Genomic DNA, 15383 nt, shown 5'->3' on the forward strand with positions numbered 1-15383 from the left:
TCGTACCCGTACAACCACTTGCTTGCCCCGAAGCGACCGCCCGCCAATCTCAACGGCGAGTGAACGCCGGTCGCAGGTGGCAGGCCATAGGCTGGCGGCACTACCACGACCACCTCTTCTGCAGCATCCGGAGACAACGGTGCAGTTCCACGACTCGATGATCAGCCTCGTCGGCAACACCCCGCTGGTGAGGCTCAACAACGTCACCAAGGGCATCCGGGCGACCGTCCTGGCCAAGGTGGAGTACTTCAACCCGGGCGGTTCCGTGAAGGACCGCATCGCCCTGCGCATGATCGAGGCGGCCGAGCAGAGCGGGGAGCTCAAGCCCGGCGGCACGATCGTGGAGCCGACCAGCGGGAACACGGGCGTCGGGCTCGCCATCGTGGCTCAGCAGAAGGGGTACAAGTGCATCTTCGTGTGCCCCGACAAGGTGTCCACGGACAAGATCAACGTGCTGCGGGCGTACGGGGCCGAGGTGGTCGTCTGCCCGACCGCCGTCGCGCCCGAGCATCCGGACTCCTACTACAACGTCTCCGACCGGCTGGTGCGTGAGACGCCGGGTGCCTGGAAGCCCGACCAGTACTCCAACCCGAACAACCCCCTCTCGCACTATCACTCCACCGGCCCCGAGCTGTGGGAGCAGACCGAGGGGCGGATCACGCACTTCGTGGCCGGTGTCGGCACCGGTGGCACCATCTCCGGGACCGGGCGGTACCTGAAGGAAGCCAGTGACGGGCGCGTCAAGGTCATCGGCGCCGACCCCGAGGGCTCGGTGTACTCCGGTGGCTCCGGGCGGCCGTATCTCGTCGAGGGCGTCGGTGAGGACTTCTGGCCGACGGCGTACGACCGTACGGTCGCCGACGAGATCGTCGCCGTGTCCGACAAGGACTCCTTCCAGATGACCCGGCGGCTGGCCAGGGAGGAGGGGCTGCTGGTCGGCGGGTCGTGCGGCATGGCCGTCGTGGCCGCGCTGCGGGTGGCCGAGCGGCTCGGACCGGACGACGTCGTGGTGGTGCTGCTGCCGGACAGCGGGCGCGGGTACCTCAGCAAGATCTTCAACGACGAGTGGATGGCCGACTACGGCTTCCTCGAGGACGAGGGCCCGAGCGCGCGCGTCGGCGACGTGCTCAACGACAAGGAGGGCGGCGCCATCCCCTCCCTCGTCCACATGCACCCGGACGAGACGGTCGGCCAGGCCATCGAGGTGCTGCGCGAGTACGGCGTCTCGCAGATGCCGATCGTGAAGCCGGGCGCCGGGCACCCGGACGTGATGGCCGCCGAGGTCGTCGGCTCGGTCGTCGAACGGGAGCTGCTCGACGCGCTGTTCACCAAGAGCGCCTCGCTGGAGGACCCGCTGGAGAAGCACATGTCGCAGCCGCTGCCGCAGGTCGGCTCCGGCGAGCCGGTCGGGGACCTGATGTCCGTGCTCGGCGAGGCGGACGCGGCGATCGTGCTGGTCGAGGGCAAGCCGACCGGGGTGGTCAGCCGGCAGGACCTGCTGGCCTTCCTCGCCAAGAGCGCGAAGTAGGGCCGGACGGCAAACCTGCGGTGAACGGACCGTGCCGGCGGCGAACTTGCGGTGACGTGCGTGTTTGTTGCTCTTCTCGGAAGTGGTACGAGCGTGTCACGTCCGCGCAGCACCCGCTTAACACGGGTCCGGCACATTAGTGGGTGTCGGCAGGGCGGGAGCGGCTCCCCGCCCCGGTCGGCACCGAACGGCGCCAAGGACCTCCGGAGCGGCTCCCGGACCTCCATGGACGCCACGGACGCGCAAGCCCGGCCCTGACCCGGCCCGCGTCCCTCGCGGGGACCGCCGTCGTCCCGCCCCCCGTCAAGGGGGTGCGGCGGTCCCCGCGCACACCCCCTTTGCGCCTAAACCGGCGCCGCTCTCGCGGACCTGGTTGCTCGCCGTCGTGGTTCCTCAATTGATGGTTGCGGCCGTCGTCGCTTCAAAAACGGTCAGTCCTCCCAGTCGTCGTCCTGGGACGACTTGCGGCGGCGGCCGAACAGGCCCGGATTGACGCGGGCCGCCTGGAAGGCGTTGACGCCCACGATGCCTGCCCAGGCGACGAGGAGGCCCGGGAGCTGGGCCACGCCGCCGCCGATCGCGGAGAGCGGGACCGCCAGGACCAGCGAGACGATGCCGAAGCCGAAGCGCTCGCCCCAGGAGTCCGTCGGCTTCGGTGACCGGGAGTCCCGGGCCACCACCATCTGCTGCTCGGCCAGCTGCCGGCGCACCCGGCGCTCGACGGCACCGTCGATGCGCTGGTCGACCTTCTCCAGGAACGAGTCGACCAGCGCGGACTCGTACTCCTCGCCCAGTTCCCTGCGGGCCTGCAGGGTGGCGTTGAGTTCCTTTTTCAGCTCGGCGTCCCGCGCGTCCATTCCGCTCATGCGAACCACGGTAGGGAGCGGGTACGCGGGCCGCACTGGGGTTAGCCCCCCCTGTCGCGAGCGGGTCAGCCGGTGGCCGTCAGCCCCTTGTGCTCCGCGTACGTCCGGGCCACGTCCTCGGGGTCCTTCTTGTCCTTGTCGACCTGGCGGTTGAGTTCGGTGAGGTCGGCGGTGGTGAGGACGTTGCCGAGCCCGGCGAGCGCCTTGCGGACGGTGGAGTCGGCCTTGCGGTCGGCGATCAGGGGGACGACGTGCTGGCCGGGGATCAGGTTCTTCGGGTCGGTCAGGACCACCCAGTCGTTGGCCTGGATGTCGGTGTCGGTGGTGAAGAGGTTGGCCACGTCGATGTCGCCCTTCTTCAGCGCGCCCTTGACCAGCGGGCCGGAGGAGTCGAGGGACTTGAACTCCTTGAACTCCACTCCGTACACGTCCTTCAGCCCGACCGCGCCGACCTGACGCGTCTTGACCTCCGCGGCGGCGCCGATGACCAGCTTGCCGTTCTGCTTCTTCAGGTCGGCGAGGGAGGCCAGGCCGTACTTCTCCGCCGTCTCCCGCGTCACCGCGAAGGCGTCGGAGTCCTCGGCCATGCCGTACGGCAGGACCTGGAGGCCGGCGGGGAGGGCCATGGCCAGGGCGTTCTGCATCTCGCCCTCCTCCGTGGCCGTCGACTTGGGGTCGACGTAGTGCAGCAGGGCGCCCTGGTACTCGGGCAGGAGGTCGATGTCGCCGCCCTTGAGGGCGGGGATGAGGATCTCGCGGGTGCCGAGGTTGGGGCGGACGGTCGTCTTCACTCCGGCGGCGTCGAGGACTGCCGCGTAGAGGTAGCCGAGCACCTGGTTCTCCGTGAAGTTGGCGGTGCCGATGGTGAGGCCGCCCTTACTGGAGCCGCCGCCGGAGGTGGTCGTGCCCTCGCTGTCGAGGGAGGTGATGCCGCTGGAGCAGGCGGAGAGGGCGGGGACGGAGGCTGCGGCGAACAGGCCGCCGAGGAGAGTGCGACGGTTCATTTCGGGGTCCTAGGCGGTGCGGTGGCGGAAGAGGAAGCGTTGGAGGGCACTCAGCAGAAGGTCGAGGGCGACGGCGACCACGGCGACCAGCACCGCGCCGCCCATCACCTGCACGAGGTCGCGCTGGGCCAGGCCGTCGAAGACGTACCGGCCGAGGCCGCCGAAGGAGACGTACGCGGCGATCGTGGCCGTGGCCACCACCTGGATCAGCGCGAGACGCAGGCCCGTCATGATCAGGGGGAGGGCCAGCGGGAGCTCCACCTGGAAGAGGACCTGGTGGCCGCGCATGCCCTGTCCTCGCGCCGCGTCCTTCACGTCCGGGTCGACGGCGGTCATTCCGGCGTAGGTATTGGTGACGATCGCCGGGACCGCGAGGGCGACCAGCGCGACGTAAACGGGCCACATCGAAAGGCCGCTGGCGAGGAAGACCAGCACGACCAGGCCGACGGTGGGCAGCGCGCGGCCGAAGGACGACAGGTTGATCGCGACGAACGCGCCTTTGCCGGTATGGCCGATCAGCAGGCCCAGGGGGAGGCCGATCGCGGCGGCGATGAGGGTGGCGAGGAGCGAGTACTGGAGGTGTTCGGCGAGGCGGGTGGCGATGCCGTCGGGGCCGGCCCACTGCTCGCCGCTGGTCAGCCAGTCGCCGAGGTTCTCGAAGAGTTCGTACATCTCAGGCTCGCCGCCTCGTCCACGGGGTGAGTACGTACTGGACGGCGACCAGCAGCGCGTCCGCCACCACGGCCAGCAGGAGGGTGAGGACCACGCCCACGATCACCGGGGTCGGGAAGTTGCGCTGGAAGCCGTCGGTGAAGAGCTGGCCGAGGCCGCCGTCGCCGATGTAGGTCGCCACGGAGACGAGGGAGATCGACATGACCGTGGCGATCCGGACGCTCGCCATGATCACGGGGAGGGCGAGCGGGAACTCGACGGTGAGCAGGGTCCGCAGCGGGCGCGTCCCCATGGCCTTCGCCGCCTCCTTGGTCTTCGTGGGGACCGAGTCGAGGCCCTCGACGGTGTTCCGGAGCAGGACGACCAGGGTGTAGATCGTCAGGCCGATGACCGTGGTGGTGCGGGTCAGGCCGGAGACCGGGAGGAGGAGCACGAAGACCGCGATCGACGGGATGGTGAACAGGACGTTCGAGAGGCCGAGCAGAAAGCCGCGCAGGGGGCGGACGCGGTGGGCGACCACCGCGAGCGGGAGCGAGATCAGCAGGCCGAAGAGAACGGCGGACAGGGCGGCCTGGAGGTGGGAGACCGTCAGGGTGGTCAGGTCGTCGGTGTGGTCGGATATCCAGGACCAGTCGATGGTCATGCGGCCACGACCTCGGTGTGCGCCCGGTTCGCGTGCTCGTGGATGTCGTCGCGGGAGGAGACCCCGGTGAGTACGCCGGCCGTGTCGACGCGGGCGATCAGGCCGGTGGGGGAGGCGACCGACTCGTTGAGTGCCGACAGCAGGGAGTCGGTGTCCTGCAGCGGTCGTACGGGGAGTTCGGCGTCCTTCGACGCCCAGTGCAGCGGCTTGCGACCCTCGTCGAGTACGAGGGTCCAGGTGCCGCCCTCGGGGGCCGGGCCCTGGGGGACGTCCGCGAGGGTCCTGAGCGAGAGGAGCTTCAGGCCGCGCTCGGCGCCGAGGAAGTCGGCCACGAAGTCGTCGGCCGGGCGGGCGAGGAGTTCGGCGGGCTCGGCGCACTGGACCAGGTGGCCGCCGGTGCGGAAGATCGCGATCCGGTCGCCGAGCCGGACGGCCTCGTCGATGTCGTGGGTGACGAAGACGATGGTCTTGTTCAACTCCTTCTGGAGCCGGAGCAGTTCGTCCTGGAGCTGGGTGCGGACCACCGGGTCGACCGCGCCGAACGGCTCGTCCATCAGCAGGACGGGCGGGTCGGCGGCTAGGGCGCGGGCGACGCCGACCCGCTGCTGCTGGCCGCCGGAGAGCTGGTGCGGGTAGCGGCGGCCGGCCTCGGAGGTGAGGCCGACGGTCTCGAGGAGTTCCGCGGTCCGGGCGCGGGCCTTGCGGCGGCCCCAGCCGAGCAGCAGCGGCACGGTGGCGATGTTGTCGAGCACCGTGCGGTGTGGGAAGAGGCCCGACTGCTGGATGACGTACCCGATGGACCGGCGCAGCTCGGCGGCGTCCTGCTGCTGGACGTCCTTGCCGCCGACCCGGATGGTGCCGGAGGTCGGTTCCACCATCCGGTTGATCATCCGCAGGGTGGTCGTCTTTCCGCAACCGGAGGATCCGACGAGGACGGTCACGCCACCCTCCGGCATGGCCAGGGAGAGGTCGTGGACTGCTGTCGTGCCGTTGGGGAAGCGCTTGTGGACCGCGTCGATGAGAGCCGTCGCTGAAGATGAGACTTGACATGCCCTCTGACCTGGGCACTGTTAGTTTGATGAATATCTAATCGAGGTCATTCCGGGACATGGGAAATGAGAGTGGGCCTGACCAGGAGGTTCTCGTTGCGTGTGAGCTCAGATAGCCATCACGCCGCCGCTGTTGTCGTGGACGACGGCCTGCCACTTCAACACCGGGCAAGCGGCGACCAGCAACGTGTCCAGCCCTTCCACGCCGCTCGCTGCGACGCGGCCCAGTGCCTCGTCGTGCACGGGGAAGTTGCCCTGCAGCGCGTCGCAGTGAACGCAGCCGTTGGACAACTGCCGCTCACGCATGGTCCTGCTGTAGCGGCTCTTGACGGTCGCGGCCAGAGCCGCGTGGCCGTGCTGCTGGAGCAGCCGGCGCACCAGCGCCATCGTCTTGGCGTTGTCCGTGGTGAACAGCCCGACGTAGCCGCGACCGGGACGCTGCGGGTACAGGCCGATCAGACACACCGTGTCCTTTCCGCAGGACCAGCATGCCCGGGTCAGCATGAGGACGCGCAGGGGCACGGTGGTCGCGCTGCCGGGCGGCGGCTCCGTCGGCAACTCGATGACCTCCGGGTCGAAGTCGTCTGCCGCAGCACGCCCAGCCGCGAACTGGCAGGTCGCGCACCGCAGTTCCCAACCTCCGTCGAGGCCCTTGCCGAGAAACCCGCCGCCCGCCAACACCCACACCGAGCACGATGCGCACCCGCCTGCGAACCGATTCTCCACGCCACTTCCTTCTGGCTACGTTTCCGCACCGGCCTCATGCGAAGGGTCACTTTCGCGCCGGTCCAATGCCCTGGTGTGGCAGACGGTCGGCTACCTTCTGCCCGGCGCACGTTCGCTTTCCGTCACCGAGCAGTGTTCGGGAGCTGACGGTGCCTGATCAGTATGTGCCACTACCGCTCGCGGGTGCGCTCTTCCTCGTCGACCTACCGTGTTTGCCGGGCCTGTTCGGGAACCGGCACGACGTGTGGCGCGGTGCGCAACCAGTTCACGTCCGTGGACGTGGCCCCAGGTGTGGATCCTGAACCCTGACTACACTTAGGTGGCATGGCTCTTGGGCTGCGGTTCGGCGCTGCAGTAGGCAGGGGTGACGCGCATCCGGCCTACCTGGTGGTCAAGTGCCTGTCTGGCGCCGCAGCGGGGTCGGTGTGTACGCCGAGATCTGCTCTCGTAGATCGGAGATATCGATGCTCAGATGCTCGGCCGTCTCGGGAAGCCGGACTCCAGGGGCCGAGGCCGCCAGGCGGAGTACGTCCTCGTGCAGTGAACACTCCAGCTGAGTGGCGTCACGGAGGTGTGCCCGCGCCTGTGCTGTGGCGTCATGGATGAGCGCCTGGAGCTGCTCCGCCGCTGGTGCAGGTGCGGGAGGAGCCGCTCGCGCCGGAAGGTCCGGGGCCGGTCTGTCGGGCACCTCGGGCGTGTATCGGGGTAGCAGGAGCGGCACCCCTTGTCTGACGTGCCGTCATGTCGATGGGCCGACACCCATCGTCATAGCTGACGTACCGTCAGACACGGCAGGTGCGGGCACTCGTCCCCCTGACGGGCCCGCCTGCGATCAGAACGCGCTCAGGACCCGGGCATCCGGCAGCAGCCGCGCCGATGGGCCGCGCGTCTCCTGCCCCCGTCAGCCCGCGTCCCCCTCTCTCTTCACCTGCCCGTACTGCTGGGACGGTTCGGCGGCCGGTGGGGGCGGATCCTCAAGTCCGACGTGGAGATGCTGCCTCAGGCTGACCCGCCAAGCCACCAGGACGGTGACCACCGACACCGCGCCGGCCATCCAGAACACGGGCCGGGCGCTTCCGCCCATCCACCCGGTCACCACACCGGCCAGCACGGTGCCGAGAGCAGCGGCCAGATAATTGACCATCCGCTGCGCGCTGGACACGCGGCCGAGCAGTTCTCTCGGAACGATCCGCTGCCACATCGTCCGGTTCCTGACGTTGGTGATCACGAGGCTCGCGCTCATACCGAAACTCGCAGCCGCGGCGGGCACGACCGAATCCACGCTCGCCAGCGCCGCCAGCAACACGGAAAAGACGACGGTGCCACCGGCGAGCGTGTACATCGGCCCTATACGCCGGATCCAGCGGGACACCACAGCGCCGGTGACACCGCCCAGGCCACCGACCGCGACCACCAGGCCCACCGAGGCAGGCGACAGGCCCATGTCGGTCTTGAGCAGGTACACGATGAGTGTGTCCACGCCGAGCACCAGGTTCACGATGGCCATCACCAGCAGCAAGGTGGACAACGGGGGCGTGGTGACGGTGTAGCGCAGCCCCGTGACCAACTCGGAGCGGAGTGTCCGCAAGTCCCGTGGGGCTGCGGGGCGGGTATAGCCGGCCATGTGACCGCGCACGAAGCCCAGGGTGGCGACCGACACCGCGAACGTGGCCGCGGTGGCGAGCAGACCGGCCCTCAGCAGTCCGGTGGATGCCAGCAGACCGGCGATGCCCGGTCCGAGCACGAAGCCGATCTGGTTGGCCGTTTCGAGCGTGGCGTTCGCGCTCTGCAGGCGGTCGGGGAACGCGTCGCGCACCGCGATCGAGAGCGCCAGCTGGAAGAAGACGCTGGCCGCTCCAGCGGCGAACGCCACCACCAGGATGAGGACCACGCTCTGGAACGCGGCCAGCAGGAACAAGGCAACGAAACAGCCGGTCCGCACCAGATCGGACCAGATCAGGACGCGCCAGGGATCCACCCTGTCGACCAGGACTCCGCCGACAAGCCCCAAGGTGGCATAGCCAATGGCGCGAGGTGCGGCGGAGAGCCCTGCGGCCACCGGGCTTTGCGTTATCTGCAGAACCAGCAGTGGAATGGTCAGATTGGCGACGCCGTCACCGACTAACGAAACGGCCTGGCCGCCCAAGAAGAGGGGAGCAGCGCGCACGGACTATCACGAACCTTTCTCGGTGGTGTGTGTGTTCGAAGCGAGGCCGCTCGACGGTGCCCCAAGACGGGCGTTTTGGTCCAGAGACTGCAGGAAGGAGAGTGTGATGTCATCGCCCCCAAGGCAGTAGTACTCCTTGTCCAGAAGGCTGTTGAGGATCACAGCGCTGCGCCATGCGGCGAGGCTCAGACCCGGGTCTGCGACGCCGTGACTCTTTCGTGCCCCGTTCTGAATGTAGATGCGGTTCACATCAGGACCGTTCCAGGGGATTCGGTAGTCCTTTTCGACGTGGAACTCATCGCCCTGAACAGGCATACGCTCCTGGATCGGTTGGAGGAAGGCCGGGATCCGGTGCCGGAAACCGGTGGCGAAGATGACCACGTCGCTGTGCATCTCATGTACGGACGTGCTGATCTCGTCGCGCAGGGTGCACATGAACCCGGCTCTGTCTTTCGTCAGCTTCACCAGGCTCACACCGGACAGAAAATTGTGCCGACAGCTGAGGTCGTCCAGGTAGTCGATCTCGTACAGGCGCCGGTAGAGGGCAGAAAGGAGGTTGTGCGAGATGCCGTTCATCGCCGCACTCTGCTCCTCCAGCAGGGAGGAGCGTTGAGCGTCCGAGAGCCCATGGAAGTATTCGACGAAGAGTGGATTGAACCACTCGTTGCTGAAGGCCGAGTCGTCCAGTGGGGAGAAGCCGCCCCGGCCGGCGACCCAGGTGAACCGACGGGGCAGCCCCCTGCGGCCGGACAGGATGTCGAGAGCGATCTCCGCGGCACTCTGCCCCCCACCGACCAGCAGGACATGCTTGTCGAGCGTCTGCGTACCGCGGTCTATGTGGTGTGACGAGTGCCAGATTCCGGGGTCGTCCATGTCGGCGGCACAGGATGGAATGAACGGTTCCTGGCCGATGCCCAGGACTATGTGGGAGGCCCGCAGCGTGCCGCGGGTCGTGGACACTTGGAAGTGGTCGCCGTCATGGTCGACAGTCGTGACCTCGGTACCGAACTCGACGCCGAGGTGATCCGCTGCCCAGGTCAGGTATTGATCGAACTCTTTCCGGCTGACGTACTCCCTGCTGGCTATCAGATGTCGGTAGAGGCGGCCCTTTTCATGCAGGAAATTCAGGAAGCTGAAACGACTTCGAGGATCAACGAGGCTTACGAGATCCTTCACCCCGCTCACCTGGAGCCGCGAGTTGCTCCATAAGAGCCCCGGGTGCCATGAAGCCGATTCTCGGGCCTCGACGACAGCCAGGGAAAGGTCGGTTCCTGCCGGAGCGGCGAGGGCCGCCAAACTCAGGTTGGCGGGACCTGCGCCTATGGCGAGTACGTCGACCGTTCGGTTCTGCATCATTCAGATCCAAAATCTGCCGCGAGTGGACGAAGTGCGGTGAGCAGCCGCGATGACTGGCCCGAGCAGGAAGGCAGCCACGGAGTCGATGATCAGTGACCAGGCTCCATGACTGCCTGGTGGTCACCCGGTGGGTGGCGCGGCAGCCGATCTGCGCGACGAGATGTGCACGGCCTGCGGCTCACTGATGAGCCGGCCCACGGAGGAGGCGGATACCGCCTGGTCCACCAACTCTTCGACCGCGCTCGCGTCGCGAGGCGGTGGCGGGGACATCGACACGCTGCAACTGACGTCCTGGAGATGGACGACAGCGTCAGGATCGGCGCGGAGCAGGCCGCTGACATCCTCGGTACAGCGGGCGGTCACATCCCAGATCACGTCGTGGCCGAGTCGATCTCGCGAGAAGGCACCCAGGTATGCGGCCACCTCAGCCGCGTATCCCATCATCAGGTACTCCTGCGGGTTGGGGCCCCAGTCGACTCCGGTCAGCTGTTTGGGATTGTCGACCCGCAGTGGCGTTGTCGCTGCGGGGGTGTCAGCGAACGATTCGCTCTGTGGTCCGCTGATCCAGCGGATACGCCGCATGTCCGACTGCCGTTGATCGGCCGTCGGCTGTTCGTGGGACACCTGCTGCTTGCGTGCGGTTGGCGCATTCGTACGGGAGAGGTCCCATTCCACGGGAACCGAGGCCGGCAAGGTCACGCAGTTGGGACTGCGTTGCTGCACCCTTTGCAGCAGTTCCGCGATCTGCTCGTCCGTGACATCCCCGTCGATCTCGAAGCAGATGCTCACCGGCGAGTCATCGCTGCCGCCGCAGGCGAGGACCGCTTCGACGGATTCGAACACGATACCTTTCGCGCTGCCTCCGCCGACGAGCGTCATCAAGGAGCACGATCCTATGCCCGTGAGCGCCAGGTCCATCGGCGACGGCTCATCCACGCCGAACGCTGGGGTCGGCAGGAAAGGGGTGCGGACACTGTAGGAATATCGGCGTGCCGATTTAACACTGCCGAACATTGCAGGTCCGACTTCTGCAGACAACCCACGAAGGGGCGAGTGTCGGGCCTTGCCGACATAGCGGAAAAGCCCCTCCGCTGCGTCTTCGCGGATCTCATGCACGACCTCACTGAAGCTGGCCGTATTAAAACTGTTCCTCATGGAGCCTTCACCTCACATGCCGCCTTGAGGGACTCCTGGATATCATCGATCAGATCCCCGACATTCTCGATTCCGACGGACAGCCTGATGAGCCCGGGGTTGATTCCGATCATGTCCTTCTGTTTCTTCGTCAGTGAGCTGTGAGAGGTGTTGGAAGGCATGCTCACCAATGACTCGACCCCGCCGAGGCTGGTCGCTACGTAAGGCAGCGTCAAATGCTCCATGAACCTCAGAGCACCCGTGTCACCGCCGACCACTTCGAAACTGACCATGCCGCCAAAACCTTGATAATCCTGCAATCGGAGGTCGCTGTACCCCTTACCACCCAAGGCCGGGTGATATACCGCCTCGACGTATTTACTCGAAGCCAGGTACTCGGCGATCGCGACGGCGTTCTCGTTCTGCGCCCGGATCCTGAGTGCTAGCGTCTTGATTCCTCGCTCCAGCAGGAAACAGACCAGCGGATCGAGGGTTCCGCCAAATCGCAGGACCTGCGACCAGACGCGGTCGACGAACTTACGGCGCCCCGTGGCCGCGCCGGCAGTAAGATCGCTGTGCCCGCCGAGGTATTTTGTTGCACTGTGGATGACGATGTCGGCACCCAGGTTCAGTGGACGCACATTGATGGGGCTGAGGAAAGTGTTGTCAATCACCAGGAGAGCGCCGCATTCTCGGGCGATCTGGGCCAGCCCTCGAATGTCGGGGGCTTTGAGCATGGGATTCGTCAACGACTCGAAGAGCAGGAGTTGCGTTTCCGGGCGAATTGCAGCCCTGACCGCTTCGAGGTCGAGTGGGTCGACGAAGGTGACTTCGCGCCCTGCCGACGGCATGTCTTCGCGGAGCAGGTTGTAGGTTCCTCCATAGACATCGTAGGCGGAAATGATGTGGCTGCCGGAGTTGGTGAGCGCGTAGATGGTGGCCGCGATGGCAGCCATTCCCGATGAGGTCACGACTGCGCTTTCCGCGCCCTCCAGTGCGGCGATCTTCTCCTGCACAGACCACTGGGAGGGGTTTCCGTAACGGGAGTAGATGGGAACGTCGCGGAGAGCACCATCGGAAAATGCGTCGTAGCTTGCCTCGTCCAGATGGAACGTACTTGTCTGAAAGATCGGTGTCCCCACCGCGCCGGTGACCGGGTCCTCGTATGTACCGGCATGCACGGCCAGCGTCTCCGGACTGAGCGACCTTGGCAGCGACCTGTTCTGTGTGGAGATCGGCCCCTTGATGCGCCGACGGCGCAGTTCGTCGAACCACTCCGCTTCCGGTGTGTGTCCTTCGCCGAATCCGATTGCTGTGCGGTCCACTGGCCTCTCCATGGTCGGGAAACATTCTTGGTTACGTGTCAGAGCGTGAACGGTCTGATCCGGCACTGTCTACGTCCGAGGACCGCGGGCGCTGTCACGCCAAGGGCCAGTCATCGAATTCACCGCGCGCGGTGGAGGACAGATCACGTTCCAGCAGCGCCACGACATCGTCGTTGTCCTGGCGCAGACGTGCGGCGACCGCGTTGCGGTGGAACGCCTTGATGTCGTCCGGGAAAGGCAGCCCGCCCGTATCGACGAAACGCACGGCCTCCCGGCGGTCACGGAGCGGCAGAGCCGCGCCGGCGTTCCACCTGCTGGGCGAGAAGGGAACATCCACCCAGCCACGCTCGACCGCGAGCACCGCTGCCTGGCCGATATCGTGACCGGCGGCCACCAAGGCGCTGTCCACAATGGCCCTCGTCTCGGCCATGATCATCTCTTGCTCGAAGAGGACCTGTTCGCCGGGACCGGCACTGACCCGCGGTGAACGGCACAGGTCACGGACCAGGGAGAGGGACTCGACGTTGTCCTCAAGGGACGGTATGCGCACAGCTTCCGCATGGGTTTTCAGCATCAGCCGGACCGCGCCGCTGAGCACCGCGGATTCAGTGGAACCACGCAGAATTTTCCGGGCCTGCTCCTCGGACCGGGGGAAAGCGCCCATGAACTGGTGCCAGACGACGTTCACTTCGACGTCGTCGAACCCGAATCGCTCCAGGTAGTCCTCACCAAGCTGCTGAAAAGCACGGACCGCGGCCACATCCTGGGCCCGACAACCTTGTTCGGCATAGCCCAGAGTCACCGACTTGACGCCGCACTGTGCGGCCAACAACGCCTCCAGCACGTTCACGGCGGCCGCGATACAGGGCGGCACGAGACACGCCGTGAGCACCCCGAAGAATTCTCGGTCGATGGTGATTCCGAACTCCGCATGGTATCGACCTGTGAGTCGGTCGACGTAACGCCACCGCTGTATCGCGTGGGCGACCGGATAGTCCCGGAAGTACGGAAGGTTGTAGGACAGTGCGCCGCCCTCGAAGGCGGCGATCCCCGCACCGAACGTGATCTCAGCCAGCAGGCGCGGATCCCTGGTGCCGTGCCGCACCTGAAAGGGGGTGTCCTCGAACAGGGCGGACAGCCGCGCCATTTCTCCCATCCCCAGATTGACTGCCGGGTAGCCATTGAGCTGGGAGGATCCGGACGGTCTCTCGGCGGAGGATTTAAGGATTCTCTCGATATCCTCGTACTGGTTGCTGCGAGTCAACGAGTCGATCTGAAAAGATAAGACATCTGCCCCGTGCTGACTCAACATGGAGAACAGAGCCTCTTGCCCGTCCGGATCGGAGACCCCGGTTCGGGGCTGAATGAGAATCTCCGCACGCGCCTTGGCCTCTCGCTGACGCTCAGCCAGACTCGTGCGCGCCCTGAGCCGTTCGGCATTTCGCACCATGTCGTGTGCGGCGGCCCCCGTGCGCCAGGCCTGCAGAACGTCCCTGCGGCGATCACTCTCCATCAGCGGACCCACCGCGGGCATCTCGATCGCACCGGCCGGACCTGAGTTCACAGCCCTCCTCATCGGGCGGCACGCAAGATCGCTTCGAAGATGATGCAACACGGTCTCAGAACTCACGTAACCCTGAAAGACGCGGTCGAATCCGAGGCCGTCGAGGTCCGAAACGCGTTCATCGAGCGCGGGATATCCGCCGAGATACCACAGTTGCCCGTCTGTGAATGCCTCGGATCTGGCAGCCGGTAGGTCCGACAAGTAGTACTTGGCATGACCGTCCATGTTGCTGATGAGAACGGCGTCGGCACCCCCCGCGGCTCGGAGGACGGACTCAAGGTCTTGTTGCACACCGAGAAAAGCAACGTCGAACCCTGCGCGCGACAGAGCTTTCTGCAACACGGTCAGCCCGACGGCATGCGCGTCCGCTCCGACCCCTGCGAGCACGACTCGCCTGGCGGGCGGTCCTGATATGCCCTCAGCGGCGTCCTGGTGCTCGTCGACCATCTTCTGATCCATCTCCCTCAGTCGGCCTGACACGCAAGGCGGTCCGGATCATCGGCTCCGTAGATGCGCACGAGCCGGCGGCGCTGCTCCCGCTCCTCGAAGGCCCGCCGGCCGTGCACGTACCGGGAGTTGCGCCAGAACAGCACCTCGCCTCGTTGCAGCGCGTGCGGGCGCTGGGCCTCGGGATCGCCGGCGACCTTGTCGATGACGTCGAAGGCGTCGGTGAGCCCGTCGGGAATCGCCCGGTCCGTTCGCTCCCAGCCGGCGACGAGATACCTCCGCAGATAGCGCAGACCGACGCCGCTGTCGCGCGTGGACAGGACAGGTGCCCACTGCCGCACATCGCGGACGTCGTCCTCGGCGGCGAACGGCTGCAGCTGGCCGAGCAGTTCAGGGAAGGCGGGGTCGGCCGCGGCCACGGCTCGCCGGATCAGTTCCGCTTCGACAAGAATCGTCTCCCCGCCGGAATCGGCGGGCGAAAGGCACAGCAGAACGCCGACCGCAGGCGGTTGCGCCATCAAGCTGCCATCGGTATGGAAGCCTCCTGCGGCTTTGCTGGCCGAGTAGTGGCTGCTGCCGGATTCCCCGGGACGCACCTCGACGGGAAAGACGAGTTCACCGGATTCGTACTGACTTACCGGCTTGTAGACGGCGGACACCAGGTTCCAGGTCGCCACCGTCAACTCGTGGTCGTCGAGCTCGGTCGGCAGCATGACGATCGCGCAGCCTTCGGTGCGGACGACCCGTTCGACTTCCTCCGCCCCTGCCCGAAAGCCGCCCTCGACCAATGGCGGCGCATCGGTGGGCCACGCGTTGGACGGCGTGTCCCGAGCCACGGTCCTGGCAGTCAGCCCGCCAACCTTTTCGAGTGATATGCGCGCGGTTTTATCCATGTCAATCAC

Annotated in this window: 13 protein-coding genes; 1 reads left to right on the forward strand and 12 read right to left on the reverse strand. The window is 66.5% G+C overall.

The window, feature by feature from the left end; genetic code table 11:
• The first annotated feature begins 139 nt into the window (after positions 1–139).
• Entirely contained in the window at positions 140–1528 is a 1389-nt protein-coding gene (locus tag ACKTSN_RS28050) for a cystathionine beta-synthase (protein WP_409471646.1), read from the forward strand.
• A 431-nt stretch (positions 1529–1959) separates the two neighbouring features.
• Here the strand turns inward: ACKTSN_RS28050 and ACKTSN_RS28055 are convergent, their stop codons facing one another.
• The 12 genes from ACKTSN_RS28055 to ACKTSN_RS28110 form a co-directional block, all read right to left on the reverse strand.
• Complete coding sequence (locus ACKTSN_RS28055; RefSeq protein WP_409474937.1) at positions 1960–2385, reverse strand: hypothetical protein; 426 nt, start codon at positions 2383–2385, stop codon at positions 1960–1962.
• Between the two features lie 74 nt (positions 2386–2459).
• Positions 2460–3398: an ABC transporter substrate-binding protein gene (locus ACKTSN_RS28060; protein WP_409471647.1), complete on the reverse strand. Its 939-nt coding sequence runs from the start codon at positions 3396–3398 to the stop codon at positions 2460–2462.
• A 9-nt stretch (positions 3399–3407) separates the two neighbouring features.
• The gene (locus ACKTSN_RS28065) at positions 3408–4070 is read right to left on the reverse strand and encodes an ABC transporter permease (protein ID WP_409471648.1); all 663 of its coding nucleotides are present in this window, start codon (positions 4068–4070) and stop codon (positions 3408–3410) included.
• Between the two features lies 1 nt (position 4071).
• Positions 4072–4713 (reverse strand): ABC transporter permease, encoded by a 642-nt coding sequence (locus tag ACKTSN_RS28070; protein ID WP_409471649.1) that lies wholly within the window; start codon positions 4711–4713, stop codon positions 4072–4074.
• On the reverse strand, positions 4710–5732 hold the full coding sequence (locus tag ACKTSN_RS28075) for an ABC transporter ATP-binding protein (protein WP_409474938.1): 1023 nt from the start codon (positions 5730–5732) through the stop codon (positions 4710–4712). The genes ACKTSN_RS28070 and ACKTSN_RS28075 overlap by 4 nt, the downstream gene beginning before the upstream one ends.
• A 138-nt stretch (positions 5733–5870) precedes the next feature.
• A complete protein-coding gene (locus ACKTSN_RS28080) occupies positions 5871–6488 on the reverse strand; it encodes a hypothetical protein (protein WP_409471650.1) in 618 nt (205 codons plus the stop codon).
• A gap of 901 nt (positions 6489–7389) precedes the next feature.
• Entirely contained in the window at positions 7390–8655 is a 1266-nt protein-coding gene (locus ACKTSN_RS28085; RefSeq protein WP_409471651.1) for an MFS transporter, read from the reverse strand.
• Positions 8656–8661: 6 nt separating this feature from the next.
• Positions 8662–10011: a lysine N(6)-hydroxylase/L-ornithine N(5)-oxygenase family protein gene (locus ACKTSN_RS28090; RefSeq protein WP_409471652.1), complete on the reverse strand. Its 1350-nt coding sequence runs from the start codon at positions 10009–10011 to the stop codon at positions 8662–8664.
• A gap of 120 nt (positions 10012–10131) precedes the next feature.
• Complete coding sequence (locus tag ACKTSN_RS28095) at positions 10132–11166, reverse strand: OsmC family protein (protein WP_409471653.1); 1035 nt, start codon at positions 11164–11166, stop codon at positions 10132–10134.
• Positions 11163–12470, reverse strand: coding sequence for a trans-sulfuration enzyme family protein (locus tag ACKTSN_RS28100; protein ID WP_409471654.1), 1308 nt, complete (start codon positions 12468–12470; stop codon positions 11163–11165). The genes ACKTSN_RS28095 and ACKTSN_RS28100 overlap by 4 nt, the downstream gene beginning before the upstream one ends.
• A gap of 94 nt (positions 12471–12564) precedes the next feature.
• Positions 12565–14493 (reverse strand): methylaspartate mutase subunit E, encoded by a 1929-nt coding sequence (locus ACKTSN_RS28105; RefSeq protein ID WP_409471655.1) that lies wholly within the window; start codon positions 14491–14493, stop codon positions 12565–12567.
• A 5-nt stretch (positions 14494–14498) separates the two neighbouring features.
• Positions 14499–15374: a TauD/TfdA family dioxygenase gene (locus ACKTSN_RS28110; protein WP_409471656.1), complete on the reverse strand. Its 876-nt coding sequence runs from the start codon at positions 15372–15374 to the stop codon at positions 14499–14501.
• Positions 15375–15383 lie beyond the last annotated feature (9 nt).

Origin of the sequence: Streptomyces flavusporus, assembly GCF_046267975.1 — a bacterium.
GTDB classification, from domain to species: domain Bacteria; phylum Actinomycetota; class Actinomycetes; order Streptomycetales; family Streptomycetaceae; genus Streptomyces; species Streptomyces flavusporus.